Source organism: Christensenella sp. MSJ-20 (assembly GCF_044357945.1).
Classification (GTDB): domain Bacteria; phylum Bacillota; class Clostridia; order Christensenellales; family QAND01; genus QAND01.
Genome location: NZ_CP076563.1, coordinates 612,019 through 637,138, shown reverse-complemented (window position 1 = coordinate 637,138; position 25,120 = coordinate 612,019). Strand labels below are relative to the sequence as shown.

General features: G+C 56.5%; 22 protein-coding genes, 1 other RNA gene and 1 riboswitch. Of the genes, 21 read left to right on the top strand and 2 right to left on the bottom strand.

Annotation, left to right across the window (positions count from 1 at the left end; genetic code table 11):
• Positions 1-37 precede the first annotated feature (37 nt).
• The 3 genes from rpsU (at position 38) to KP626_RS03255 (ending at position 1,762) form a co-directional block, all read left to right on the top strand.
• On the top strand, positions 38-211 hold the full coding sequence (rpsU, locus tag KP626_RS03265; RefSeq protein WP_395978291.1) for a 30S ribosomal protein S21: 174 nt from the start codon (positions 38-40) through the stop codon (positions 209-211).
• Between the two features lie 95 nt (positions 212-306).
• Positions 307-600, top strand: a complete 294-nt coding sequence (locus KP626_RS03260) for a YabP/YqfC family sporulation protein (protein WP_395978289.1) — start codon at positions 307-309, stop codon at positions 598-600.
• On the top strand, positions 593-1,762 hold the full coding sequence (locus tag KP626_RS03255; protein ID WP_395978287.1) for a sporulation protein YqfD: 1,170 nt from the start codon (positions 593-595) through the stop codon (positions 1,760-1,762). Before KP626_RS03260 ends, KP626_RS03255 begins: the two co-directional genes overlap by 8 nt.
• A gap of 60 nt (positions 1,763-1,822) precedes the next feature.
• On the opposite strand, the gene KP626_RS03250 is transcribed toward KP626_RS03255, so the two are convergent.
• Complete coding sequence (locus KP626_RS03250; RefSeq protein ID WP_395978945.1) at positions 1,823-2,794, bottom strand: PhoH family protein; 972 nt, start codon at positions 2,792-2,794, stop codon at positions 1,823-1,825.
• Between the two features lie 256 nt (positions 2,795-3,050).
• On the opposite strand from KP626_RS03250, the gene KP626_RS03245 reads away from it, so the two are divergent.
• From KP626_RS03245 to KP626_RS03210, 8 genes are all read left to right on the top strand, one after another.
• Complete coding sequence (locus KP626_RS03245; protein WP_395978285.1) at positions 3,051-5,552, top strand: diguanylate cyclase domain-containing protein; 2,502 nt, start codon at positions 3,051-3,053, stop codon at positions 5,550-5,552.
• Between the two features lie 216 nt (positions 5,553-5,768).
• Positions 5,769-7,874 carry an HD family phosphohydrolase gene (locus KP626_RS03240; RefSeq protein WP_395978283.1) on the top strand — a complete coding sequence of 702 codons (2,106 nt, stop codon included), beginning with the start codon at positions 5,769-5,771 and terminating at the stop codon, positions 7,872-7,874.
• The gene (gene ybeY, locus KP626_RS03235) at positions 7,871-8,371 is read left to right on the top strand and encodes an rRNA maturation RNase YbeY (RefSeq protein ID WP_395978281.1); all 501 of its coding nucleotides are present in this window, start codon (positions 7,871-7,873) and stop codon (positions 8,369-8,371) included. Before KP626_RS03240 ends, ybeY begins: the two co-directional genes overlap by 4 nt.
• A gap of 150 nt (positions 8,372-8,521) precedes the next feature.
• Entirely contained in the window at positions 8,522-9,394 is an 873-nt protein-coding gene (gene era, locus KP626_RS03230; RefSeq protein WP_395978279.1) for a GTPase Era, read from the top strand.
• Positions 9,395-9,607: 213 nt separating this feature from the next.
• The gene (gene recO, locus KP626_RS03225; protein WP_395978277.1) at positions 9,608-10,366 is read left to right on the top strand and encodes a DNA repair protein RecO; all 759 of its coding nucleotides are present in this window, start codon (positions 9,608-9,610) and stop codon (positions 10,364-10,366) included.
• A 44-nt stretch (positions 10,367-10,410) separates the two neighbouring features.
• The gene (gene ppdK, locus KP626_RS03220) at positions 10,411-13,044 is read left to right on the top strand and encodes a pyruvate, phosphate dikinase (RefSeq protein ID WP_395978275.1); all 2,634 of its coding nucleotides are present in this window, start codon (positions 10,411-10,413) and stop codon (positions 13,042-13,044) included.
• An 80-nt stretch (positions 13,045-13,124) separates the two neighbouring features.
• Positions 13,125-13,670 carry a hypothetical protein gene (locus KP626_RS03215; protein ID WP_395978273.1) on the top strand — a complete coding sequence of 182 codons (546 nt, stop codon included), beginning with the start codon at positions 13,125-13,127 and terminating at the stop codon, positions 13,668-13,670.
• Between the two features lie 5 nt (positions 13,671-13,675).
• The gene (locus tag KP626_RS03210; RefSeq protein WP_395978271.1) at positions 13,676-14,479 is read left to right on the top strand and encodes a hypothetical protein; all 804 of its coding nucleotides are present in this window, start codon (positions 13,676-13,678) and stop codon (positions 14,477-14,479) included.
• A 55-nt stretch (positions 14,480-14,534) separates the two neighbouring features.
• Here KP626_RS03210 and KP626_RS03205 read toward each other — a convergent pair whose 3' ends face one another.
• A complete protein-coding gene (locus KP626_RS03205) occupies positions 14,535-15,422 on the bottom strand; it encodes a MurR/RpiR family transcriptional regulator (RefSeq protein ID WP_395978269.1) in 888 nt (295 codons plus the stop codon).
• A gap of 262 nt (positions 15,423-15,684) precedes the next feature.
• Between KP626_RS03205 and KP626_RS03200 the strand changes: the two genes are divergently transcribed.
• The 10 genes from KP626_RS03200 to KP626_RS03155 all read left to right on the top strand — a co-directional run bounded on the left by KP626_RS03200 (position 15,685) and on the right by KP626_RS03155 (position 25,099).
• Complete coding sequence (locus tag KP626_RS03200) at positions 15,685-16,074, top strand: hypothetical protein (protein ID WP_395978267.1); 390 nt, start codon at positions 15,685-15,687, stop codon at positions 16,072-16,074.
• A gap of 155 nt (positions 16,075-16,229) precedes the next feature.
• Positions 16,230-17,207 (top strand): deoxyguanosinetriphosphate triphosphohydrolase, encoded by a 978-nt coding sequence (locus KP626_RS03195; protein ID WP_395978265.1) that lies wholly within the window; start codon positions 16,230-16,232, stop codon positions 17,205-17,207.
• A 69-nt stretch (positions 17,208-17,276) separates the two neighbouring features.
• A complete protein-coding gene (gene dnaG, locus KP626_RS03190) occupies positions 17,277-19,070 on the top strand; it encodes a DNA primase (protein ID WP_395978263.1) in 1,794 nt (597 codons plus the stop codon).
• Positions 19,071-19,098: 28 nt separating this feature from the next.
• The gene (gene rpoD, locus KP626_RS03185; RefSeq protein WP_395978943.1) at positions 19,099-20,160 is read left to right on the top strand and encodes an RNA polymerase sigma factor RpoD; all 1,062 of its coding nucleotides are present in this window, start codon (positions 19,099-19,101) and stop codon (positions 20,158-20,160) included.
• A 39-nt stretch (positions 20,161-20,199) separates the two neighbouring features.
• A complete protein-coding gene (locus KP626_RS03180) occupies positions 20,200-20,577 on the top strand; it encodes a hypothetical protein (RefSeq protein ID WP_395978261.1) in 378 nt (125 codons plus the stop codon).
• A gap of 89 nt (positions 20,578-20,666) precedes the next feature.
• The gene (locus KP626_RS03175) at positions 20,667-21,332 is read left to right on the top strand and encodes a tRNA (adenine(22)-N(1))-methyltransferase (RefSeq protein WP_395978259.1); all 666 of its coding nucleotides are present in this window, start codon (positions 20,667-20,669) and stop codon (positions 21,330-21,332) included.
• Positions 21,319-22,098, top strand: coding sequence for a Nif3-like dinuclear metal center hexameric protein (locus KP626_RS03170; protein ID WP_395978257.1), 780 nt, complete (start codon positions 21,319-21,321; stop codon positions 22,096-22,098). The genes KP626_RS03175 and KP626_RS03170 overlap by 14 nt, the downstream gene beginning before the upstream one ends.
• Positions 22,099-22,142: 44 nt before the next feature.
• Positions 22,143-22,862: a zinc ribbon domain-containing protein gene (locus tag KP626_RS03165; protein WP_395978255.1), complete on the top strand. Its 720-nt coding sequence runs from the start codon at positions 22,143-22,145 to the stop codon at positions 22,860-22,862.
• Positions 22,863-22,870: 8 nt separating this feature from the next.
• An RNA gene (rnpB, locus tag KP626_RS03160) (RNase P RNA component class A) lies at positions 22,871-23,205 on the top strand.
• 682 nt (positions 23,206-23,887) lie between these two features.
• A riboswitch (molybdenum cofactor riboswitch) is annotated at positions 23,888-24,007 on the top strand.
• Between the two features lie 213 nt (positions 24,008-24,220).
• Positions 24,221-25,099, top strand: a complete 879-nt coding sequence (locus tag KP626_RS03155; protein WP_395978253.1) for a mechanosensitive ion channel family protein — start codon at positions 24,221-24,223, stop codon at positions 25,097-25,099.
• Positions 25,100-25,120 lie beyond the last annotated feature (21 nt).

Genomic DNA, 25,120 nt, shown 5'->3' with positions numbered 1-25,120 from the left:
TTAACGATAGAGTGGCAACGGAGGGAGGGAAAAATCGATGTCTGAAGTACATGTTGGAGAAGGCGAATCCCTCGAGAGTGCTCTTAAGAGGTTTAAGCGGAAGTGCGCACGGTCTGGGACCATGGCCGAGGTGCGCAGACGGGAACATTACGAGAAGCCCAGTGTGAAGAGAAAGAAAAAAGCTGAGGCGGCTAGAAAGAGAAAGTATTAAAAGGAAGGCTCCCCTATGGGGAGCTTTTTTTATGAGCGTTTCTGGGATTCTATTTGTAGAGGGGGCCTCATAATGTAATACATGAGGTGGATGGGGTGAAAAAGATTGCACAGACCGCCAAGCGAATCGCTGCCGGCCTGAACCTGCCGCTGGATACCCTGACGGGGCAGTTCCGGTTGGTGATGTACGGGGATGATAGGACCATCGTGGAAAATCACGGGGGCATTTTGGATTACGCGGACGACTGCGTACGGCTGCGGGTTCAAGAGGGGGAATTGGTGCTCTCCGGCACCTCTCTGGCCCTGATGGAACTGGACGGCGGCACCGTGGTTGTTGGGGGGCGGGTCCATCGGATGGAGCTGTTGGGCGGAGGCGGCGCCCATGAATAGAATTTGGCGGTATGTTGTGGGTTATCACCGGGTGCGGCTGAAGGGCACCCGGATTCTGGCCTTTCTCAATGGATGCCGAAACCGAGGTATCCGCCTCTATGACCTGGAACGCCAGGGCAGCATGTCCGTCCGATGCCGCATTCCCCAGAGCCACATGAAAAAACTCCTTATGTGGGCGGAGGAAAGCAGGGTGGAGGTGGAGGACCTGGGGTACCGGGGTGTGGTTCCCCTCCTGCTGCGGGTGGCGTCCCGCCGGGGCATGGTGCTGGGCGCCGCGCTACTCTTGGTCGCCGCCTATGTATTGTCCCAGTTTGTTTGGTTTGTGGATCTTTCGGGGGCGGAGCCCTTCCGAGGACAGGTTTTGGAACAGTTGGCCTCCATGGGGGTGGAACGGGGAACCCTCTGGAGGTCCTTGGACCTGGATGCCATCAACAACCGGCTGATGCTGGATAACCCCTCCCTGGCCTATTTGATCCTAAAGCGCCAGGGGGTGACCTTGAAGGGGGAGCTATATCTGGCGGTGGAGCCTGAACCCTTTGTGGACGCTACCCGCCACTGCGACATCGTAGCCGACCGCCCTGCGGTGATCCTGGAGATCGCCGCTTATGAAGGCACGCCCAAGGTAAAGGCAGGGGATGTGGTCAAGGAGGGGCAGGTGCTTATCGAGGGGTCCTTCTTCCGCAACGAAGAGGAGGAACCTCGGTATGTCTCGGCTAGAGGCAAGATACTGGGCCGGGTTTGGTACAGCGCCAGCGCTACCGCCTCTTTGGAAGCGGTTCGCACCGAGCCCACCGGCAATGAATATACCGTCCGCACCATGGAGCTGGGCGGCTGGGAGGTGGATCTTACCGAGGAGCCGCCCCCGTATGAGGAGTACACCGTGGAGGAGGTATCCCGGACCCCGGTGGTGGGCAGTTTTTTCCCGGCTCAGGTTATCACCAAGCGGTACCGGGAGGTGACGGTGGTGACGGAGCAGGGGGATTTCACCGCCGCTGAGGCGGAGGCAAAAGCGTCGGCAGAGGAGCTGGCCCTTCGGCAGGTGCCCACCCATGCGGTGGTGCGGGATACCTTGGTCCGCAGCGCCGTCAAGGGGAGCCAGGTGGAGGTGACCGTCTACATCGAAGCGGCGGTAACCCTGGGTACGCCGGTCTATTATGAGTAGCAAAAAACCCGCGCGATACGCGGGTTTTTGTTTTAAAGAAACATCGCTGGGAAGGAGGGATCAGCTCCGTTTGCGGGGAGGGCGGCTCTGGGGCCGCGGAGACTTGGACTCCTTCTCCTCATATTTTTCAAAGGCCTTGATGATCTCCTTTACCAGCTTATGACGGACGACATCCCGGTTAGTGAGCCGTACCACCGCGATGCTTTCAATGCCTTTTAACAGTTCGGCGCACTGGCGCAGGCCGCTGGTCCGCTCCTGGCCCAGGTCGATCTGGGTGACGTCGCCGTTGACCACCACCTTGGCGCCCTCTCCAAAGCGGGTGAGGACCATTTTAAGGGTTTCCAGGGTGGCGTTTTGCCCTTCATCCAGGATCACCAGGCAATCACTTAGGGTGCGGCCCCGCATGTAGGCCAAGGGCGCCACCTCGATGACCCCGGTTTCCAGATAACGGTGCGCCTGCTCCTGGCCCAGGAAGTCGTAAAGGGCGTCGTAGAGGGGGCGCAAATAGGGATCCACCTTCTGCTGAAGGTCGCCAGGCAGAAAGCCAAGCCGCTCACCGGCCTCCACCGCCGGGCGGGTCAGGATGATCCGGGAAATCTCCTTACGCTTTAAGGCGTTTACCGCCATGGCCATAGCGAGATAGGTCTTGCCGGTACCCGCCGGGCCGATGCAGATGGTGACGGTATTGTCCCGGATGGCTTTGATATAGTTTTTCTGGCCGATGGTTTTGCATTTTACGGGCTTTCCCCGGTAGGTGACGGCCACCACGTCCGTCATGGCCTCCACCGCCTGATCGGCATCCACACCGCCCTCACCGGTAGCGAGCTCCATGGCTTGGTCCACCATCATGGAGGTTAGCACGGGGGTGGTGCGCCGCATTTTTTGTAGAATGCGGAAGGCGGACCCGGCGCTGCGAACCGCGGCGGGATCGTTCCCCGACACGGTGACGCCGGTGGCGCTGATATGGCAGGCGACCCCAAAGGCCTTTTCGATGGCCTTCAGGTGGCAGTCGTTTGGGCCGACGGTGTCCATCACTTGATCCAGGGATTCGAATTCTACGTGTTCGGTTTCCAAATAGATACTCCTTATAACGATAATAAAGGCTTTTTCATTATAGTATCCCACGGGGGAAGTTTCAACGGCATTCCCGGCATTGGATGATTTTTCGCGAGAATAGGGCGGCTTTGACCTGGAAAACAATTGGAGGAGAGCGCTGTATTCATTTGCCTTTCCCATAAGAGGAGCGTATACTGAGGCTAACTCACCGCTATACGCAGATGGAGTTTGGATGAAAAGACGATTTGACCGCATTGGAATCTTCCGCCGGATGGCGTTTTATTTGGCAATGGCTTTGGGATCCTTGCCTTTTTTCTGTGTTGCACAGGCCCAGGAGCAGGACGGGGAGAGACAGGTGATCCGGGTGGCTTACCCCGTACAATGGGGCCTGACCCAATACGATGAAAAAGGGGGATTTTCTGGGTACAGCTATGAATTTCTCCAGGAAATTTCCCAGTATACCGGATGGGAATATGAGTTCATCGTCATCAATACCGGGGACATCAACCAAGATTTGACCACGGCATGCGAATTGGTGGCGCGGGGAGACGCCGATCTTATCGGGGGTATGGTGTACAGCGACCAGCTGGCCCAACGCTATGAATACCCCGTCAACAGCTATGGCAGCTCCTATACCGTGCTGAGCGCCTTGGAGGAGAATGCTGAGATCAACGAAGTCAGCTACCGGCATTACCCTAATCTGCGGGTTGCCCTGTATCGGGGCAGCGTGATGCGCCGCCAGGAGCTGGAAACCTTTGCCGATACCCAGAGCCTTTCACTGGAATATGTGGAATGCGGGCCCATGGAGGAAAGCGCAAACGCCGTCCGGGAGGGAAAGGCCGACGTCTTTTTGACCAAGGATATCAGCATGCCTGTGGACATGCGGGCTGTGGCTCGGTTTGCGCCCAGCCCCTACTATTTTGCCTGTACCAAGGGCCGCACCGACCTGGCCGGCCAGCTGGACGCAGCCATCTTGAATATTCAGGAGAGCAATCCCCATTTTGCAGCCTCTCTGTACGCCAAATACTTCAACGCTGAAAGAGATGAAATCCATTTGAGCCGGGATGAGGCGGACTATGTAAAGGCGCATCCCACCCTGCGCGTGGCTCTTTGGCCCTTTCAATCTCCCCTTCAGCGCTATGACAGCGTTAAGGGAGAGGCTCTGGGCATCCTGCCCGATTATCTCCGCCTGGTGGGGGAGAAGATCGGCCTCACCTTTGAATTTGTCTATATGGAGGATCACAGAGCGCTCCGGGACGCCATCGAAGAGAAGCAGGTGGACCTGGTGGCGGGGTTTTACCATGACTATGATCTGGCCGGCTCCTATGGCGTATCCTTGAGCCAGCCCGTAATCTCCGCCCAGGTGGTTTTAGCGGTCAACAAGAGCGTGAAGGCCGATGGCCTTTCGGAGCGAATCATCGCTTTGCCCCAGGGCTATGACTTCTTAAACGTATACAACAGCCCCATACGCTTATATCCCAGCGTTGAGGAATGCCTGGAAGCCGTCAACAGCGTGGGAGAGGCTGATTACTTCTTTGGGGACGTGTACACCGTGCAGGCCATCACCAATCAGCGGTACTACTCCAACCTTAACCTAATCCCCCAGGCTGCCATATTGCAGGAGTTTTGCGTGGGGGTGGTACGCTCCGCAAGCCCGGAGCTGCTCTCCATCCTCAATAAAGCCCAGCGAGGGGTATCCCAGGGGGAGCTTCAGGCGATCATCTATCAAAACAGCGGACTTCAGAGCGGCCCCGTTACCCTGGAGGTCTTTCTGGCATCCAACTGGCAGGCGGTTATGGTGGGGGTGCTCGCCGTTTGCGGCGTTATCATTTTGCTGCTGTTGCAGTACCTACGCCGCCGGTCTCGGGTTAACCGGGAGATCTCCCTGGCCAACCAGCGGTATAAGCAGCTCAGTGCCCTATCCAACGAGATCCTCTTTGAATACGATATTCCGCGTGACCGTTTTACCATGTCGGACAAGGGCGGCCAATTCTTTGGGGTATCCTCCACATTGGAGGGGTTTTCCCGCCGGGTGAAGGATCGGATGGACCTTGGAACGCTTTCCCTTTCCGACCTCTTGGAGCGATTGGAGCAAGGGGGCGGCACGCCCATTGATATCCAGGTTCGGCTGGGAGAAGATGATTTCCGCTGGCTCCGGGTGGTGGCCAACATCATACGGGATGAGGGTGGCAATGCCGTATACGCCCTAGGCAAGGCCATGGATATCAGCAGCGAGCGGGAAGCCCAGGAGATGTGGAAGGAACAGGCCCAGCGGGACGGCCTTACTCAGGTGCTCAATGCCGGAGCCTGCCGCCAGGCCGTCCGGGAAGCCCTGGCGGATCCGGAGTTCCAGGGCGGCGCACTGTTTATCCTGGATGTGGATGATTTCAAGAGCATCAACGACCAGCATGGCCATTACGTGGGGGATCGGGTGCTGATGGAGCTGGGAGAGGTCCTGCAGTCCCAAGTGCGCCATGAGGACATCGTGGGCCGCTTGGGCGGGGATGAGTTCCTGGTCTTTTTGCGGGGAGTCCAGGATAGGGAGATGGTTCGGGAGCGCTGTATTCGGATTCGGGAGCGGATGCGCGACCTGATCTCCAAATGGCCCATATCCTTCAGCATCGGCGTGGCGATGGTGGGGGAGGAACGGGATTTCGACGCGCTATACCGCCGGGCGGATCAAGCGATGTATACCGTGAAAAACAAAGGACGGGATGGATTCGAGATCGTATAGCGGTACCCGGCAGAAGCAAGCCGCCCCACAGGGCGGCTTTTTGGAACCCAAAGACCGGCGAGCGCGTCCAATGGGATGCAAAAACGCGGCGCCGCGGCCCCCGAGAAAAACAGAATGCAAAATAGGGGGAAAGGGTATATAATAAAATAGAAATTCTGTGCATGGATATGGGACGCTCGTTTGGGCGCCTTTGCAGGTATAGGAGGGGGCAGCGACATGAGCCCTAGGGACAAGAAACGATTTTGGACGGGAATGGTGGCATTTTTGGCGTTGGCCTTGGCCATCATGTTTTCCGCTATCTCCACCCAGAATTACGCGCTGAAGGCGGGGGATATCAGCCCCGAGACCATTCTGGCGCCCCGAGATACCGTGGATGAGGAAGCTACCGCCGAGCTGAAGCAGCAGGCCAGGGATTCGGTATCGCCCATCTACCTGCTGGACAGTACCATCTTGGAGCAGGCCAAAAACGAGAACCGTAACTTCTTCGAGGGGCTGAAACGGGCCAAATCCACCGCCAACAGCTATGCTCTTTCCATGGGGTTCATCACCGTTGAGAACTATGAGAACGTCCTGACGCAGGAGCAGGTAAAAAATATACTGGAGAGCCTCAGCGTGCCCATCGAGGCTCCTCTGCTATACCCGGCGCTGCTGCTTTCCGACGCGGGCCTTGACGAAGCCATGCAGGCGACCGAGAGCCTTTTGGTGGCCGCCATGGAAAAGGGCCTCAAGGAGGAGGATGTTACCGCATCCCTGGCTGCCGCCATCCAGGTTGTCCAGGGGGATAATACCCTGGGGGAGACCCAGCGGAATCTGGCTGCCGCTGCCCTGACCCAGTGCGTCCGCACCAATATGACGCTGGATCAGGCCGCCACCAACGCCGCCATTCAAGCGGCGGAGGACGCCGTGAGCCCTGTGGAATACAAAAAGGGGCAGGCCATCGCCCGGGAGGGGGACGTGCTAACCGAACGGCAGATCCTTGTGCTGACCGGCTTGGGCATGATGGAGGGCAGCATCAACATCGGCCCCTATCTTTCCATCCTGTTTGCCCTGCTTCTCTGTGCCGGGATCTATCTGTTTTTCGGCTATAATTTTGAGCGCGACCTGGTCCGGCCCGACCGGAAGGACCTCATTGTACTGGTCATCGTCCTGGTGTACCTGCTTCTCTGTGCCCTGGTCTGCCGGACGGAGATGCGGATTCTTTCGGTGGCCCTTGTTTCCCTTACCGTAACGCTGACCTATTCCCCCAAGAGCGGTATTGTATTGGGCTCCCTCTTTGGGGCGTTGGTTACCGCTCTGGGCTATGGAGCGGGGGTGGAGACCCAGATCCTTCTGCCGTTCTTTGTGGGGAATCTGTTTTGCGCCTTTGTGAGTTCCATCGCCGTGGCCCGGTTCCGAATGCGGTCTGGGACGGTGCTGGCCGCTCTGTTTGGAGGGCTGGCCTGCGCCAGCGTCTATCTGGTGGTGGGCCTCGCGGCCTCGGATTCCTTCCAGCGGATCGCCACCGCCATGGGCTGGGCGTTGGGCGGCGCCCTCATCTCCGGCGTAATCTGCCTTGGCACCATGCCCATCTGGGAGAGCCTTTTTGGCCTTATCACCCCCATGAAGCTGATGGAGCTGTGCAATCCCAGCTCGCCCCTTTTAAAGCGCCTGTCCTTGGAGGCGCCGGGCACCTATCACCATAGCGTTATGGTGGCCAATCTTGCCGAGGCCGCGGCCGACGCGGTGGGGGCCGATCCGTTCATCGCCTGGGCGGGAGCGTACTATCACGATGTGGGCAAACTGATGAACCCCGCTTATTTTTCCGAGAACCAGCTGGGCGGGGTCAATCCCCATGACGAGCTGACCCCTGAGGAAAGCTGCGCCATCATTGCGCGGCATACCCACGACGGCGCTCGGATCCTCCGGGAGCATGGGCTGCCCAAGGTGATGGTGGACATCGCCTTAAGCCATCACGGGGATAGCCTAATGCTGTTTTTTGCCAACAAAGCCAAAGAGCTCTACGGGCCCGATATCAACATGAAGAAATATTGCCATACCGGCAAAAAGCCCCGTACCAAGGAGGAGGCGGTGGTGATGCTGGCCGATGGCGTGGAGGCTGCCACCCGGTCCAATCCTGCCAATCTGGAGAAGGTGATCAACGGCATCATCAAGGGAAAGCTTTCGGAAGGACAGCTCTCTCTGGCGCCCCTGACCTTCCAGGATCTGGCGGAGATCACCGACGCCTTCCTGGGAGTGCTGAAGGGGGTCTACCACACCCGCGTGGCCTACCCGAACGTCCAGGCATCGGAGCTGATGGAGGATGGAAAGGGGGAACGCCCATGATCGCGTTGGAGGTGGTCAACCGCCAGCGGAAACGTACGTTGACCCGGGAAATGCGAAACGCCCTTGACGCCGTGGCGAAAGCCCTTTGCCAGGAGCTGGGGATGGAGGAGGCGGCGGAAGCCAGCGTCAGCTTTGTATCCGACGGCCCCATTCGGGCATTGAACCGCCAGGAGCGGGGGGTGGACGCGCCCACCGATGTGCTGTCCTTTCCCAATCTGGAGTTTCCGGCGGGACGGGAAGGGGATCTTGGCCAGGCGGCGGACTGGGACCGGAATCCCGAAACTGGTAGGATCATGCTGGGGGACATCATCATTTCCCTGGAACGCGCCTATGAGCAGGCCCAGGCCTATGGCCATGGGCCCCTGCGGGAGGTGGCCTTTTTGTGCGCGCACGGCCTTCTGCATCTCTTGGGCTATGACCACGTAGAGGGGGAGGAGCCCATGTTTTCCATCCAAAATGCTGTTCTAAACCGTGCAAATATCACCCGAGAGGTGTAAATCCAACATATCCTAAATATGAAAAACAACAATTTTGTGTTGATAAGATCGGTAACCCAGTGTTAAACTTTTTGTGTAGTTTCGTAAAGTAGATACGGGGACGCCGATTTTTCTTTGCTTTGGCGAACCCGGTTTTTTGAAAGGATCCCCATGAGATCAGGTTTTATTTCCATTGTGGGACGGCCCAACGTGGGCAAGTCCACCATCGTAAACGCCCTGGTGGGAGAGAAGGTGGCTATTGTATCCGACAAGCCCCAGACCACCCGAAACCGCATCATGGGGGTTGTGAACCGCCCGGAGTTCCAGATGGTGCTTCTGGATACCCCCGGCGTCCATACGCCGCGCACCAAGCTGGGACAGTTTATGGATACCGCGGTATCCGGCGCCCTGGACGACGTGGATGGGGTGTTGTTCGTCCTGGACGGCAAGCGGGGCCTTATGGAAGGAGACCGGGCCATCTTGGAGCGGATCAGCGGGGTGCGGGAGCCCCTGTTATGCGTAAATAAGGTGGATTTACTGGATCGGGACGGCCGGGAGGCGCTGTCTGCCGCTGTCAGGGAATGGTGTGGCAGGGAGCCTTTTTTTGTCAGCGCTAAAACGGGGGAAAACATGCCGGAGCTGCTTTCCATACTGGCGGATTGCCTAAAGCCCGGCCCTATGTACTTCCCGCCTGACGAGGTCACCGATATGCCCGAGGAGTTCTTGACCTGTGAAATCATCCGGGAAAAGGCGCTCCTGTGCCTTTCCGATGAGATTCCCCATGGCATCGGCGTGGAGTTGGAACGCTTTTTGGAGCGGGAGGACGGCGTGGTGGAGATCAACGCTGTTTTGTACTGCGAGAAGAAAAGCCATAAGGGGATCATCATTGGGAAAAACGGCGCGATGCTGAAGCGGATCAGCATCATGGCTCGGGAGGATCTGGAGTCCATCTTCTTGACCAAGGTCTTTCTCCGGGTGTTTGTAAAGGTTCGTGAGGATTGGCGCAACAGCCCCACCGCCCTCCGGGAGCTGGGGTATCAATAGTCTGATTTTACATAAGGCGGATAATATTGCCTGGGATTCTCGCTTCTGGCCTGGGGACCCTACCTAATAGAAAAAGGAGGGTGTTTGATGGAAGGGAAGAATCCGCTTTGGAATACGTTTAAAAAGTCGGGGAAGGTGGAGGATTATCTACGGTTCCGTCGGGATCGGAAGGAGAAATTCACGCCCCGGTAAGTGTGAGGTTGGGTGGTTTGTATGGCGTCCCATAAGGTGCTGGGCGTGGTGACCCGGGCGGTGAATTACCGGGATCATGACCGGATTTTGACCCTGGTGACCCGGGAGCGGGGCAAGCTGACCGCCACCGCCAGGGGCTGCCGGAAGCCTCAGAGCAAGCTGCTGACGGCCGCCTCCCCCTTTTGCTATGGGGAGTACGTTTTAAACGAGCGGAACGGTCGGTTTTATGTGAGCCAGTGCACCGTCCGGGAGACCTTTTATAACCTCCGGCTGCGGCCCGAGGCCCTTTATGCCGCCACCTTTGTTTGCGGGGTTGCCGAGGAGTTTGCAAACCCTGAGGAGCCCTATTTGAAGCAGTTTTCTCTATTGCTCCACGGCCTATCCCTTCTTTCCAGGGAGGAGATCCCTGTGGAGGGGGCGCTGGCCTTTTACCTGGCCAAGATGCTGGATTTTGAGGGATACCGGCTTGTGACCGAGCGCTGTGGGATTTGCGGCAGGACCGACAATCTCAAATATATGGATTTGGAGCGGGGAGGAGCCGTCTGCGGAACCTGTGGTTTCGGACGGATGGAGCTGTTCCCACTGCCGGAGCGGGCCATGCGCCTTCTGGCAGTATTGCCCCAGATGCCCTCCTCCGCCTACGATGGAGCCGGGGAGCTCTTGGCGGAATACGGGAAGGATCTGGAGCCCCTTTTGGAGGCCTATGTGCGGGGCATCGTCCCCCGGCGGCTTCCGCCGTCTAAGGTAGCGTACAATTTTCATGCGGAGCTTCCGCAGTAAAGGATCATCCTATTATTCTTTTTGTTTCAAAGGGGGAAGATTGTATGAGTAAGTATGTATATGCCTTTACAGAGGGCAACGCGGCCATGCGGGACCTGCTTGGCGGAAAGGGCGCTAATCTGGCTGAAATGACCGGCCTGGGCCTCCCTGTTCCGTCGGGCTTTACCATTACCACCGAGGCCTGCAATAGGTATTACGCCGATGGAAAGAAGATCGATTCCGCCATCATCGTGGAAACGCTGACGGCTCTCGCCGATCTGGAGCGCCGTACCGGCAAACGGTTTGGGGATGTAAAAAATCCCCTTTTGGTGTCCGTCCGCAGCGGCGCCGCCGTTTCCATGCCTGGCATGATGGACACCATCCTGAACCTGGGTCTCAACGATGAGACCGTGGAAGGGCTGGCCGCCGCCACCGAGAATCCCCGGTTTGCTTATGACAGCTACCGGCGGTTTATCCAGATGTTCAGCAACGTAGTGATGGAAATGGATATGAGCCAGTTTGAGAAGGCGCTGGAGGCCGCCAAGGAGAAGGCGGGCGCCCAGGCGGACAGCGATCTTTCCGCCGAGGATTTGAAGGCGCTGATCGCCACCTATAAGCAGCTGTTTGTGGACGGCAAGGGAATGGAGTTTCCCCAGGATCCCAAGGAGCAGCTCATCGGCGCTATTGAGGCGGTATTCCGCAGCTGGGAAAATCCCAGAGCCCATTTTTACCGCTTGATGAACGACATTCCCTCCTCCCTGGGAACCGCTGTCAACGTTCAGTCCATGGTCTTTGGCAACATGGGGGATGACTGCGGCACCGGTGTGGCCTTTACCCGAAGCCCTTCCACCGGTGAAAACAAACTCTTTGGGGAGTTCCTCATGAACGCCCAGGGCGAGGACGTGGTGGCGGGAATTCGGACCCCTAAGCACATCGACGAGCTTAAGGCGGATATGCCCCATTGCTATGACGCGTTGGTGGAGATCGCCAACAAACTGGAAGCCCATTACCGGGATATGCAGGACCTGGAGTTTACCATCGAAAAGGGGAAGCTCTTTATGCTCCAGACTCGAAATGGCAAGCGTACCGCCGCCGCGGCGCTCCGCATCGCCGTGGAGATGGAAAAGGAGGGAAGCATCGACAAGAACCAAGCCATGCTGATGGTGGATCCCAAGCAGCTGGACAGCTTGCTGCATCCCACCTTTGAGCCCAAGGCTCTTGCCGAGACTGCGCCCATCGCCACCGGCCTACCGGCTTCTCCCGGCGCCGCCAGCGGCCGAGCCTATTTTGATCCCGAAAAGGCGGCCGAAGCCGCCGCCCGGGGAGAGAAGGTCATCCTGGTTCGCACCGAGACCTCTCCAGAGGATATTCAGGGCATGAACATCGCCCAGGGCATTATGACCGCCCGGGGCGGCATGACCTCCCACGCCGCTGTGGTGGCCCGGGGCATGGGGCGCTGCTGCGTGGCGGGCTGCAAGGATGTATTCATAGACGAGGAGGAAGGCTATTTCCGCACCACCGAGGATCGGGTGGTCCGCGAGGGGGATTGGATTTCCCTGGATGGCAATCTGGGCCGGGTCTTTTTGGGACAGCTGCCCACCATACCCGCCAACGTATCCGGGGATTTCGCCGTCATCATGAAATGGGCCGATGAGATCCGCACCCTGGGGGTTTTGACCAACGCGGATACCCCTCGGGACGCCAAACAGGCATTGGAGTTCGGCGCGGAGGGCATCGGCCTCTGCCGCACCGAGCATATGTTCTTCAATGAGGATCGCATCATGGCGGTGCGGCGGATGATCGTATCCACCACCGAGCGCCAGCGGAAGGCGGCCCTGGAGGAGCTTTTGCCCATCCAGCAGGAGGATTTCCGTCAGCTATATTTGGCCATGGAGGGCCGGCAGGTGACCATCCGGTTGCTGGATCCGCCGCTCCATGAGTTTATCCCCAAGGAGAAGGAGGAAATCGAGGAGTTGGCCCGGCAGATGGGCATCTCCTATGAGAGCTTGGACGAGATCGTCCGCTCCCTCCATGAGGTGAACCCCATGATGGGCCATCGGGGATGCCGTTTGGCCGTTACCTTCCCGGAGATTGCCCGGATGCAGACCGCCGCCATCATCGGCGCCGCCATCGACGCCATGGAGGAGGGAGGCTTTGTGATCCATCCTGAGATCATGGTACCCCTTGTAGGGGACGCCGCGGAGCTGCGGTTTGTGAAAAACATCATCGATGAGACCGCTCAGCGCATTATGGAGGAGCGGGGGCGAAAGGTGGACTATAAGGTGGGCACCATGATTGAGCTGCCTCGGGCCGCACTCACCGCCGACGAGATCGCCAAGGAGGCCCAGTTCTTCTCCTTTGGTACCAACGATCTTTCCCAGATGACCTTTGGCTTTTCCCGGGATGACTCCGGCAAGTTCCTGCCCGACTACTACACCTTCAAGATCTTTGAGAACGATCCCTTTGCCAAGATCGACCAAAAGGGCGTGGGTAAGCTTATTAAGATGGCGGTGGAGCTGGGCCGGAGCACCAATCCGGACATCCACATGGGCATCTGCGGCGAGCACGGAGGCGAGCCCAGCAGCGTGGAGTTCTGCCATAACGTGGGCCTTGATTATGTCTCCTGCTCCCCCTTCCGCATTCCCATCGCCAAGCTGGCGGCCGCCCAGGCTAAGGTGCGAGCGGATCGGAGGAAATAAACGCATTTTTTGAAAGGCGCAAGGGCGTTCCGATGGGAACGCCCTTTTGTGCTATACTAGGGATAAACGGAGGGAGTGCCATGGACCCGGAGATGCAAAACGCCATCAAAAAGCAGTTGATCCTGCGCGCGGTCGCCACGGGGATTTTGATTCTTTTTGCCCTGGTGGTGTTCTATTATATCCAGATTTCTCAGGGAAGGGAGCTGAGCCAGGGCATTGTGCGAAGCGAGGCTTCTTCCGAGGAAATGGCGATGTTTGCTAGAGATCTTGAGCTACCCGAGATTTTGAAGGGGACCTTTATCAGCGCGGAGCTGAGGGGGAACCTGGATGAGGTTTACCGGTTTACACTGACCTTGAGCTTGGACAGCCGGGAACAGGTGGACGCCATGCTAAAAGCCATGGAGGGATTTGAGACGGTCAATCCCAGCGAGGCAACCATCAACCCGGAGCCAGATGCTTTTTTTATCCGCCGGACCCAAGGGGAAAACAAGGATGGTGAAAAGGAGGAATACATTCTACGGGCAAACTTCTATTTGTCCGAAGAGCGGGATACCGCTCAATGCATCCTCCAATGGACGAATCCAGGGGAGGAGATTCAAACACTTTTTATAAAGAAACACAGGTGAATCATATGGCATGGTATCGATTTGCACGGCCTGGTTGGACACCAGAACAGAAGAATCCCTTTGAGCGGGACGGCAAGACCACTGACTGGGCGGCGTTTTTGTATCATAACCAGGGGTTTGGGTACAGCCATACCTATCCCGGGGCGAAAATCCACACTCTTGTAGTCCGGCCGGAGGGGGATCCGGAGTTTATTCGACTGCGGGACTATGTGCAGTATGAGAACAGCTTTTGTCGGACGGTGATCCTATCCGCTCCGGGGGAACTATTGGAGCCGGCGGGAGAAGCGCTGGAGGGCCGGTGGGACTGCCGGGAACGGCTGGTTCGAAGGAGCGATCCTAAATATGTGGTCCACAGCACCACCCATGCCGCGTGGCACAGCATCCGTACCATGGGCGTGCTACTGTCCGCCGTACAACAGCGGCGTCAGGGCCTGGAGGTGAAGGAGGTGGGGTTTCTTCCCATGCTGGAGCCGCCAGAGTACTCCCGCTATGTGATGCTGGACATACCGGAGGGCTGTGGGGAGATGACGGTCTGTTCCCGGCAGACGGGGCGCATCTGCCGGAACCCACAGGAACCATATCGTCCGGAGGTGCGGCTGTATTTTAATGCGCATCGGATGATTCGAAATGGATTGGCGGTGCGGGATGGGCTCCACCCCATTAAGGTGAAGCGGGAGTTGGAGCTGGGGCCGTATTTCCTCATGGCTTTGACTGCCCAGGATGTGGATCCCAACCGGCAAGATTGGACGCCGGCATCCTTTGCCAGGGCGGCAGATCTGGAGTTTCGCCGCAGGATGGGGGAAAATTAAAGGTAAATAAAAGGACGGCTTTGAAAGCCGTCCTTATTCATACCGAACTATTTTGCTATGCTTTGATGCGGTTGTACTGTCCTAGACGTTTCATCACCGCCAGCTGGGCTTTGCTGTTTTCCGGTTTCTTCAAAAGAACACTGATCAAGAGGGATTCCACGATGCACATTTCCACCACGCGGCAGGAGATGGAGTCGCTTTCGGGGGCCTCCATAAAGGCATATTCCACCAGGACGATGTCCGATGTTTTAGCCACTGGGGACAGGGGATAGTTGGTGATAAGGATCACCGGAATGTTTTCGCTCTTTAACTGACGGGCGATTTCGTACATATAGCGGTTTCGGCCGGAGTGGGAGATGATGACCACGGCATCCCCGGAATCCATCCGGTTGGCGACGGTCAGCATCGGATCCGGGTCCGAGGAGCAGAAGACGTCCATCCCCGCGCGAAGGCATCGGTTGTAAGCCGACTGGGCTACGAGGTAGGCGTCTCCCGTACCAAAGAAGGCGATTTTTCCTGCGTTCAGCAGCACGGAAACGGCCTTATCGTATTGTTCCCCATCGAACACGTCCAGGGTGTTCTGAAGATCTTGAATGGTGATGGCGATGAGCTTGTTGATCACCTGAAAGGGCGTATCGTTTTGGGTGATGTATTGATACTCCACAGCGCTGGTGGGCTGCTGCAGCAACACATTTTGCAGCTGGGATTTGAAATCCGCAAAGCCGGTATAGCCTAGCTTCCGGGTAAACCGGATGAGGGTGGGCTCACTGCAGCCGGCCAGGCTGGCGGTCTCCGAGATGGAAGCCATGGCTACGGAATCCGGATGATCGAGAATATAATCCGCCGCTTTCCGCTCCGCCGTCTTTAGGGTTCCATAGATGGACTGAAGCTTGAGAAGGAAGTTTACAGGTAGTTTTTGAAACAAATCGTTTTCAAAATGCATAGAAGTACCCCCCTTAGCTGTTATAGAAACACAAAGACGTGAAAAAATGATCCGCGCTAAAACCTCTATGCAGTTGTAAATCTTACTCTCATTATAATGGAACCTTACCGAAGTGACAACCAAGAAAACTACGGTTTTTTCCATTTATTTAGAAAAAATAAAAATCCTGAAAAAGGGATTAAAAATGCGCGGCACGGCTATCATTTCCCTGCAGAATAGTTTATAATATGTAACCAATTAGGATGGCAAAGGAGCCGATTGCATGAACTGGCTGAGACGCTTTATGATGGGCCGATACGGCAACGACCAACTAAACGTGGCGCTGATGATCTTCTCCCTCTTGATTTTGATCCTGGGGCAGGTCCTCCGTTTTTCCCCCTTGGTATGGGTGGCGGTGATCCTCCTGGTTCTTTGCTATGCCCGGATGTTTTCCCGAAATACCAGCCGCCGGTATGGGGAAAACATGAAATTCATGAAGTTTTGGAATCCCATTCGCAACTGGTTCCTGGGGATTCGGGCGAGGGGCAAGGACAAAACCCACCGCTACTATAAGTGTCCTAAATGCAAGCTGCGGGTCCGGGTGCCCAAGGGCAAGGGGAAGATCAAGATCACCTGTCCGAGCTGCAAAACCTCCTTTATCAAAAAGACTTGACCGGAAAGGGCGCCAGTTTGGCGCCCTTTTTCCCGGTTATTTTTGGGAGGGGATGGAAATTCTGTCGATTGGATCGTGGGAAAAAAGGGTTTGTGATATTTACATAGAATAACATACATATACGTCTAGATACGTCGCAAAAGGGGGGATACAGGATGACACTGCGGGAAAAACGGGAGCGGGATGAAAAATTGATCCTGAGCCCTTACGCCACCCAATCCGCCGCCAGCCGGGGCCGGGAACGCCCGGAAGAGCCCTGTGAGATCCGCACCGCCTTCCAGCGGGACAGGGATCGGATTGTGCACTCAAAGGCCTTTCGCAGGCTCAAGGATAAGACCCAGGTGTTTATTGGGGCGGAGGATCATTACCGCGTTCGGCTTACCCATACCCTTGAGGTGATGCAGATTGCCCGGACCATCGCCCGGGCCCTGTCATTAAACGAGGATCTCACCGAGGCCATCGCCTTGGGGCATGACCTGGGGCATACGCCCTTCGGCCATGCTGGAGAACGCGCCCTTAACCGACTGGCGGACTGCGGTTTTTCCCATAACCGCCAGAGCATCCGGGTGGTGAAGTACATTGAAAAGGACGGCGCTGGATTGAATCTTACCTTTGAGGTATTGGACGGCATTGAAAACCACCGAACCTCTACCCGGGCGGCGACCCCCGAGGGCAACGTAGTCCGCCTGTCCGATAAAATCGCGTACATCAACCACGACATCGACGATGCTCTGGGGCGGGGGGATCTGGCGGCGGAGGATCTCCCGCCGGATTGCATCCGGGTGTTGGGCAGTACCCGGGCGCAGCGGATCGACGCCATGGTGAAAAACGTCATCCATGCCAGCCGGGCGGGCGAGATCGCCATGGACGGGCCGGTGGAGGAGGTAACGGCTACCCTTCGGCGGTTCCTTTTTGAGACGGTCTACGTCACCGGGGAAAAGCGGCAGCGGGAGGCGCGGGCGGAGGCCCTCATTGGACTTCTGTTTGAGCACTATATGGATCGAGGCCCGATGCCGGAGGACTACGAGGCCCTGGCGGAACGGTTTGGACGAGACCGGGCGGTCTGCGACTACATCGCCGGGATGACCGACAACTATGCCATCCGGGCGTTTCACAGGTTGTATTTGCCCTGAAAAATTCTTCTGAAAAAAGAAGGATTATGGGGAAACGTGTCGAATTTAGCTTTACCAAGGAGTTGAGTTATGGCCGGTCTGTTTCCACAGGAGTGGTTGGACGAGGTGATGGAGCGAAACAACATCGTGGATGTGGTGTCCTCCTATGTGCCTCTGACCAAAAAGGGGAAAAAACATTGGGGCCTCTGTCCCTTTCATAGCGAAAAAACCCCTTCCTTTTCCGTGGATGAGGACAAGCAGCTTTACTACTGTTTTGGGTGCAAGGCGGGAGGAAACCTGGTTCATTTCGTGATGAATTTGGAGAAGTTGGGATTCCGGGACGCCGTGCTGTTTTTAGCGGAGCGGGTGGGGATGCAGCCTCCCGAGATGGAAAACAGCGAGGAGGCGGATCGCCGGCGGCGGGAAAAGCAGCGCCTTTATGATCTCTGCCGGGATGCCGCCAAAGCGTACAACCTGGCGCTGATGACAGAGGGAGGCCAGCGGGCCCGAGAGTACCTGACAAAGCGGGGCATCACCCCGGCGGTGATTACCCGGTTTGGTTTGGGGTATGCCGATCCCTCCTGGGACGGCATGACGGGCTATCTGTTGAAAAAGGGCTACGCTTTGGAGGAGATCGAGGCTTCGGGGCTGTGTATCGTCCGGGGCGGCAAGAAATTCGACTTTTTCAGGGATCGGGTGATCTTTCCCATTATTGACCAGTACGGAAAGGTTTTGGGCTTTGGGGGCCGTGTGATCCAGGGGGATGGCCCCAAGTACATCAACTCCCCCGATACGCCGGTTTATAACAAGCGTCAGATGCTCTACGGGTTGAACTTTCACAAGAAATTCCCGTCCAACCGAGAGCTTATCGTGGTGGAAGGGTATATGGATTTGATCTCGGTAAGCGGCATTGGCATCCCCAATGTGGTAGCCAGTCTGGGGACTTCCTTGACCAAGGAGCAGGCGCGGCTCATGCGGCGATTTGCCGATCGGGTGTACATCTGTTACGACGGGGATTTTGCCGGCCAGGCCGCTACCCTGCGGGGACTGGAAATTTTGGATGGAGAAGGCTTGGATGTGCGGGTGGTATCCCTGCCTGATGGCCTGGATCCCGATGACTTCGTCAAAAAATACGGTCCGGTGGGCATGCGGGACGCCATGGAGAAGGCCTATACCCTGATGGAGTTCAAGCTGGAAATGCTGCGCCGGGAGCTGGATATGGAAAGCGAAAACGGCCGGATGGAGTTTGCCAAGCGGGGAACCGCCATGGTGCGGGGACTGGAACCGGTGGAAGCCGAGCGGTATTTGAAGCGCATCGGACAGATGACCGGGTTTTCCATGGCCTCTTTACAGCGCCAGACCTTTGAAACCGCCCCCAAAGGGAATACAAACCAGCGTTTTCACAATACTATGATTAGGGAAGAATCCCGGGATACCGGGCCGGAACGGCTTTTGCTGGGGCTATGCGCCGCGAATCCGTCCTTTGCCAAGTGGGCCATGGAACGGGTGGAGGCGGAGGACTTTTCCGAACCGTTGCATCGGACGCTTTGGACCATCATCGAGGAGTTGGGGGACCGTGCTGGCCCCGCCGAGGTGCTGATGCGTCTAACGGACGGGGAATCGGCTGCTGCCGCCTCGGAGATTTTGAATCAAAGCCTGGACGGGATTCAGAATCAGAAGAGTTTACAGGACTTTTGCATCCGGGTTCGGCTAGCCCGGGCCGAGCGGGAGGCGGACGCCCTGACCGGCCGGATGAAGACGCTTCAGGGAGAGGAGCGCAGGCGTCTGCTCTCCCTCTATATGGAATGGAACAAGGAAATGGACCAGTTGAAAAATGGGATTCTTCCCGCCAGGAGGTCGTCAAGTGAGCGAAACCAAGACTAAAAAAAAGAACGCCAAGAATGCCGCCGTTATGGAGGATTTGGTGGAGAAGGGAAAGGAAAGCGGCTCTGTGACCCCTGACGAGGTCATCGCCGCCGCTGGGGATACCCAACCCGCCAGCAAGGGGATCGAGGAGATCCTGGACAAGCTGGAGGCCAGCAGCATCCGCATTGCCCAGGAGACCGCGGAACCACCGGTAGAGGAGATCCTGGAGGAGGAAGAGGTTACCGAGGAGGAGCTGGCCAATTACATCCCGGAGGGAATCAACATCGACGACCCCGTCAAGATGTACTTAAAGGAGATTGGCAGGGTGCCCCTTTTGACCGCCGAGCAGGAGGTGTCCATCGCCAAGCGCATGGCGGAGGGGGATGAGGAGGCCAAGCAGGAGTTGACCGAAGCCAACCTCCGATTGGTGGTGTCCATCGCCAAACGGTATGTGGGCCGAGGAATGCTGTTTTTGGATCTGATCCAGGAAGGAAATCTGGGGCTCATTAAGGCGGTGGAGAAGTTCGATTATCAAAAGGGTTACAAATTTTCCACCTATGCCACCTGGTGGATTCGCCAGGCCATCACCCGGGCCATCGCGGACCAGGCCCGGACCATCCGCATTCCCGTTCACATGGTGGAGACCATCAACAAGCTGATACGGGTTACCCGGCAGCTTTTGCAGGAATACGGGCGGGATCCCATGCCCGACGAGATTGCGGCCGTCATGGGCATTCCGGAGGAGAAAGTTCGGGAGATCATTAAGATCGCCCAGGAGCCCGTCTCCTTGGAAACCCCTATCGGCGAGGAGGAGGACAGCCATCTGGGGGATTTTATTCCGGACGACGAGGCTTCGGTGCCCGAGGAATCCGCCGCCTTTACCCTTTTAAAGGAGCAGTTGGTGGAGGTACTGGATACCCTGACCCCCAGGGAGGAAAAGGTGCTGCGCCTGCGGTTTGGCCTGGACGACGGCCGGGCCCGAACCCTGGAGGAGGTTGGCAAGGAGTTCAACGTTACCCGGGAGCGCATCCGTCAGATCGAGGCCAAAGCCTTAAGAAAGCTTCGTCACCCCAGCCGCAGCAAGAAGCTGCGGGATTTTCTGGAGTAGGGCGCATCATTTAACGGTTGATTCAGGAGGAATTGTGGGATGAGAAGCGGGACAAAGCACCTGCGGATTGCCAGCGTGATCCAGATCCTTCTGGGGGCGGGATCCGCTGTCGCCACTTATTTTTTGATTGGCGCGGGGGATGTTACCGTTGCCGGCCTGGATCCTGAAAAGGCGCTGGGGATTCTAGTTTTGACCTATGGTGGACAAGCCTTTCAGGTGTTGGCGGGGTTGCTTGGGCTCTTGTTGTCCAAGAAAAAATCCCTTTTGACCGTGATCCTAGGCGTGTTGTTGTTTGTGCCACAGCTGATTGCCTTCCTCCATGTGAAAAATGATATCGCTTTGATTCTTGTGAATGCGGTTTTGCTGGCGGTCCCGTATTATTACCTGCATAACGCCTACAAGAATTTTAAGGAATAGGGCGAGAGATCAAAGATGACCGGATGGGGACAGGAGGGATACCGGCGGCTGCGTCCGCCGGTTTTATTATGACGGAGCGAATCGCTTGTATGCTGGCACTGGCATCCCCCTGCGATGTGCTGGCCGATGTGGGGTGCGATCATGGTCAGATTGGCCTTGGGTTCTTGAAAGAGGGCTTGTGTAAGAAAGCCTTGATGATCGACATCAGCGAGCCGTCCCTCAACAAGGCCCGGCGGTTGTTTCGCGAAGAGGGCTATGAGGACCAAGCCCATTTCCTGGTGGGGGATGGGTTGTTGCCTGCTGGGGAAGCGCAAGGGGTGGTCATTGCCGGGATGGGGGGAAAACTCATCGTCCGGTTGTTGGAGAACGCCTGGGCTCAGGCCCGAACAAAGGAATATCTGGTGCTGCAGCCCAACAACAGCATAGGGCTGGTACGGGGGTATCTAGCGGAGCACGGATTTGTGATTCGGGATGAGGCCCTTTGTTTTGAAAACGGACGGCATTATGCCATAATCCGGGCGGAGGCGGGAGAGAGCCCCCGTCTTTCGGCACTGGAACAGGAGCTGGGGCCGGTAAACCTTCAAAAAAGACCGTCGCTTTTGGCAAGCTACGCCCGGCATCGACTGAAGGTTCACGAGAGTATCCTATACACCATGGAGAGGGGAGAGATCCGGGGGGAAGCCTATGGATTCTCACAGGGGATGGTTCGGTCCATCCGGCACTATTTGGAGGAGGCAGAAGATGAAGGTATCTGAACTGGTGGAGATTGTGGACGGCATCGCGCCCTTTGCTCTTGCCATGGACTTTGACAATCCCGGCCTGATCCTGGGGGATCGGGAGGGGGAGGTGACCAGCGTGTTGGTTGCTCTGGACGCCACCCTTTCCGTGGTGGAGGAGGCCCGCCGGCTGGGGGCGGAGGTTATCGTGAGCCATCATCCGCTGTTATTTTCCCCCACAAAGCATATCCTGGAGCAGGAGGGGGATGGGGCCATCCTACGGCGTTTGATCGAAGGAGGAATTTCCCTCATCGCGGCGCATACCAACTTTGACGTGGCTCCCCGGGGGCTATGCTGGGAGCTGGCCTGCCGGATGGGCCTTCGGGATCCACAGGTGCTTATGGAAGACGGATACGGGCTGGTGGGGGATATCCCTCCTATGACGCTGTCCGTCCTTGCCCAGCATACCAAGGAGCGGTTGGACGCCACCTGCGTCAAATATGCGGGAGAGCCGGAGGGGATCATCCGCCGGCTGGCGGTGGCCTGTGGCAGCGGCCGCACCGCCTTTCCGTCGGCCTTGGCGGCGGGAGCTCAGGCCGTTATCACTGGAGAGGCCAGCTATGATTCTGCTCTGACCTTTGGGCGAATGGGCCTGTCCATCCTGGAGGCGGGGCACTTTGATACCGAGAAATGGTTTATGGATTCCATGGCCAGCCGTTTACAAAATGAGCTGGGTAGGCTACAATATAATGTGCGAATACACATTTCTAAGGTGAGTAAAGATGTTTATTCTGGAGCGGTATAGGCAAAGCCTATGGAGGCTCCTTTCTATATTGGGAGGCGATGCGAATGGGTAATGAAATTTATCAGGCGCTATGGGAATACCAGGCAGCCGACATCAATCTGAGCCGCTTTGAACGGAAGCTTCGGGAGTCCCAGACCCGGAAGAAGCTTTTGGCCATGCGGAATTATCTGCTGGAGCAGCAGAAAAAGATAAAGCAGCTGGAGGAGGATCTCTTAAAGGGGCAGCGGAATGCCGCCTCTATTCAAGAGGATATTCGGAAGGCCATGGAGGAATTTGCCATGCTGGATCAGGACCTCACCGACCTGGGGGACGATGAGGATCTGGAGGAACTTCGCCGGATTTCCAGGGAAATGGACGCCCTCAGCAAACAGTTAAACGGGCTGAATAAGGAGCTCAATGACATCAGCAAGCTGGCCTATGGGGCGGAAGGGGTCCTAAAGGACGCCTATGTGAAGATGCAGAAGGCCAAGACCGATTTTGACGCGCTCAAGGCCCTCCATGACAAGGAACTGGACGAGGCCAAGGGAGAGCTTAACGCCCTGCAGGCTGCTGTGGCGGAAAAGGAGAAATTTATCACCGATCCCGCGCTTTTGGCGGAGTATAAGAAGATCAAGAAAAACCGGCTGAACCCGTTGGCCAAGGTCAACGAGGATCGATGCAGCGGCTGCAATATGACCATTCCCAGCTTGACCCTTCGGAAGATCAAGGAGGGGGAGGGGATCATCGAGTGCGAGAGCTGCGGCAGGATTCTCTTCATGGAATAGGTATGACGCGAGTAGGCTGAATGACCGCGAGCGTTTGCTCGAGGAAAGTCCGAGCACCATAGGGCAGGATGCCGGATAACGTCCGGTGAAGGCGACTTCAAGGAAAGTGCAACAGAGAGATACCGCGAATCCCGTTTGGGACGCAAGGGTGGAAAGGTGAGGTAAGAGCTCACCAGCGGCCTGGCGACTTGTCCGCTATGTAAACCCCATCCGGTGCAAGGTTGATAGGGAGCAATTGTGGCGGCCCGTCACGCTCCGGGTAACTGCTTGAGCCCCGCGGTGACGCAGGGCCTAGATAGATGGTCATTCACGACAGAACTCGGCTTATAGGCTTGCTCGCTTCATGGAGGCCCGCTTATGCGGGCCTCTTTTTCTAATTTGAACGGAATAGGCTGGGGCTTACGCGTGTCGGATTCTCTATGCCAGAATATGGAGGGACTCTATATTGTTCTGGGATGAAAGACGCTCTTTTGAGCGGATTGACCGGGATGCAGGAAGTTGGAATTGTGATGGATGCGTCTGAGGTTTTCACGGAGAGAAGAAACTTCGATCCAGGGGAATCGCCTCGTGAAAAGCTAAAATGGACGTTTTAGGGTATGGATGAAAGAAACTCCACAATGGTTTGGTTCAGCCGTTTTGCGAACACGGGCGGGATGCTGTGGGACGCTCTTTTTTATATCTGATAGGTGCAGTGCTGTTTCGGCAGATCATTCATACGGCCGATGATATTACATTGCTGTCTATTTTGTAGAGACCGGAACCGCTTGATATTGGGTTCTAAAATGGACGGCATTTTCTTGGGGATTTTCAGAAGCCATGGGCTGATTAGGACGGCATCTCTGAGCAAGGACTGGTATTTGGAAAGAGGACACGGATCTCCGTCATTGAAATAATCCAATGGGGCAAAAGCCCTATGCGATAAGGAAATACAAAAATTAGATAATTTTTGTATTGATTAAATCGATTGCTGAAAATATCGTGGGATTGGTTGACAAAAAACCGAGGGGGATGCTATGATAAGAGCAAATTAAATACTGCTCTGAACTGAACGCCTAAGAACCTCGCGTTTATGGCCAAAAGTCGTTAGGGTATAGGGGGAAACACCTATGCCTCCCGGTGTGGAAAAGAGTGCGAGAAACCCAAGTAGGGGTTTATTGGCTTTACACATCGTAAAGCCTTTTTTGTTCGGCGCGGTACTGAGATTGGATATATGCATCTGCGTATATTATATTCCGTTGTAAGGGGCATGCGAGGACCGTGTATGGTGGACATGGTCCTTTCCCTTTTTTGGGGAATCATGTTACTATACTGGCATACTCTCTACTATGGCAGAGGCATTTTTTGATGGAGTGAAACAAATGGAACAGTTTTGGGAATCCCTCAATGGGTGGTTTGAGGGCGGCGCCCTGCAAGCATTGATCGACACCCTGCTCATCGCCCTCTTGGCGGTGATCTGTCTATGGATCAGCCGGCGGATTTTCCGGGGGATTCAAAAGCGTATGGGATCCCGCCGCACCAACCTGCGTTTTTTGCAGTCCATCGTTCGGACGCTGATCATCCTCTTTGCCCTTCTGGGCATCCTATACCAGATCAAGCCCCTTAGGGGATTCCTGACCTCCCTTTTGGCCGGGTCCGGCGTGGTGGCGGTCTTTATTGGCCTTGCGTCCCAGCAGAGCCTCAGCAACTTCGTCAGCGGGCTTTTGATCTCCACCGCGAAGCCCTTTGCGGAAGGGGATCGGGTGAAGCTGCGGGATATTGGGGTAACGGCCATTGCCGAGAGCGTGACCATCCTGTACAGCAAATTCAGAACCTTTGACAATTCCCTGATCGTAGTGCCCAACAGCGTTTTGGATAAGATGGTCATCGAGAACACCGATGTGGTGGGGGACCGATTCTGCAACTTCTTTGACATTGCCATATCGGGCCAATCCGATTTGCTGCTGGCCATGGAAACCGTAAGGGACATCGCGGAGCGCCATCCCCTCTGTCTGGATCAGCGGACGGAGGAAGAACTGGCCGAGGGCAAGCCCAAGGTGCCGGTCCGGCTGGTGGATATCGATGGAAACGCCCTGAAGCTTCGGGCCTCCATTTGGACGGAAAGCCCAGCCTTGGGCTATACTGCTCTTTGTGAGATCCGCCGGGATGTGAAACTGGCCTTTGACCGGGCGGGTATCCAGTTGCCCCGGCAGTATGTGGTGGTATCCCAGGAGCCTGTGGAAGATTCCTCCAAAATGTGATAGGATAAGGGCAGTGAAAAT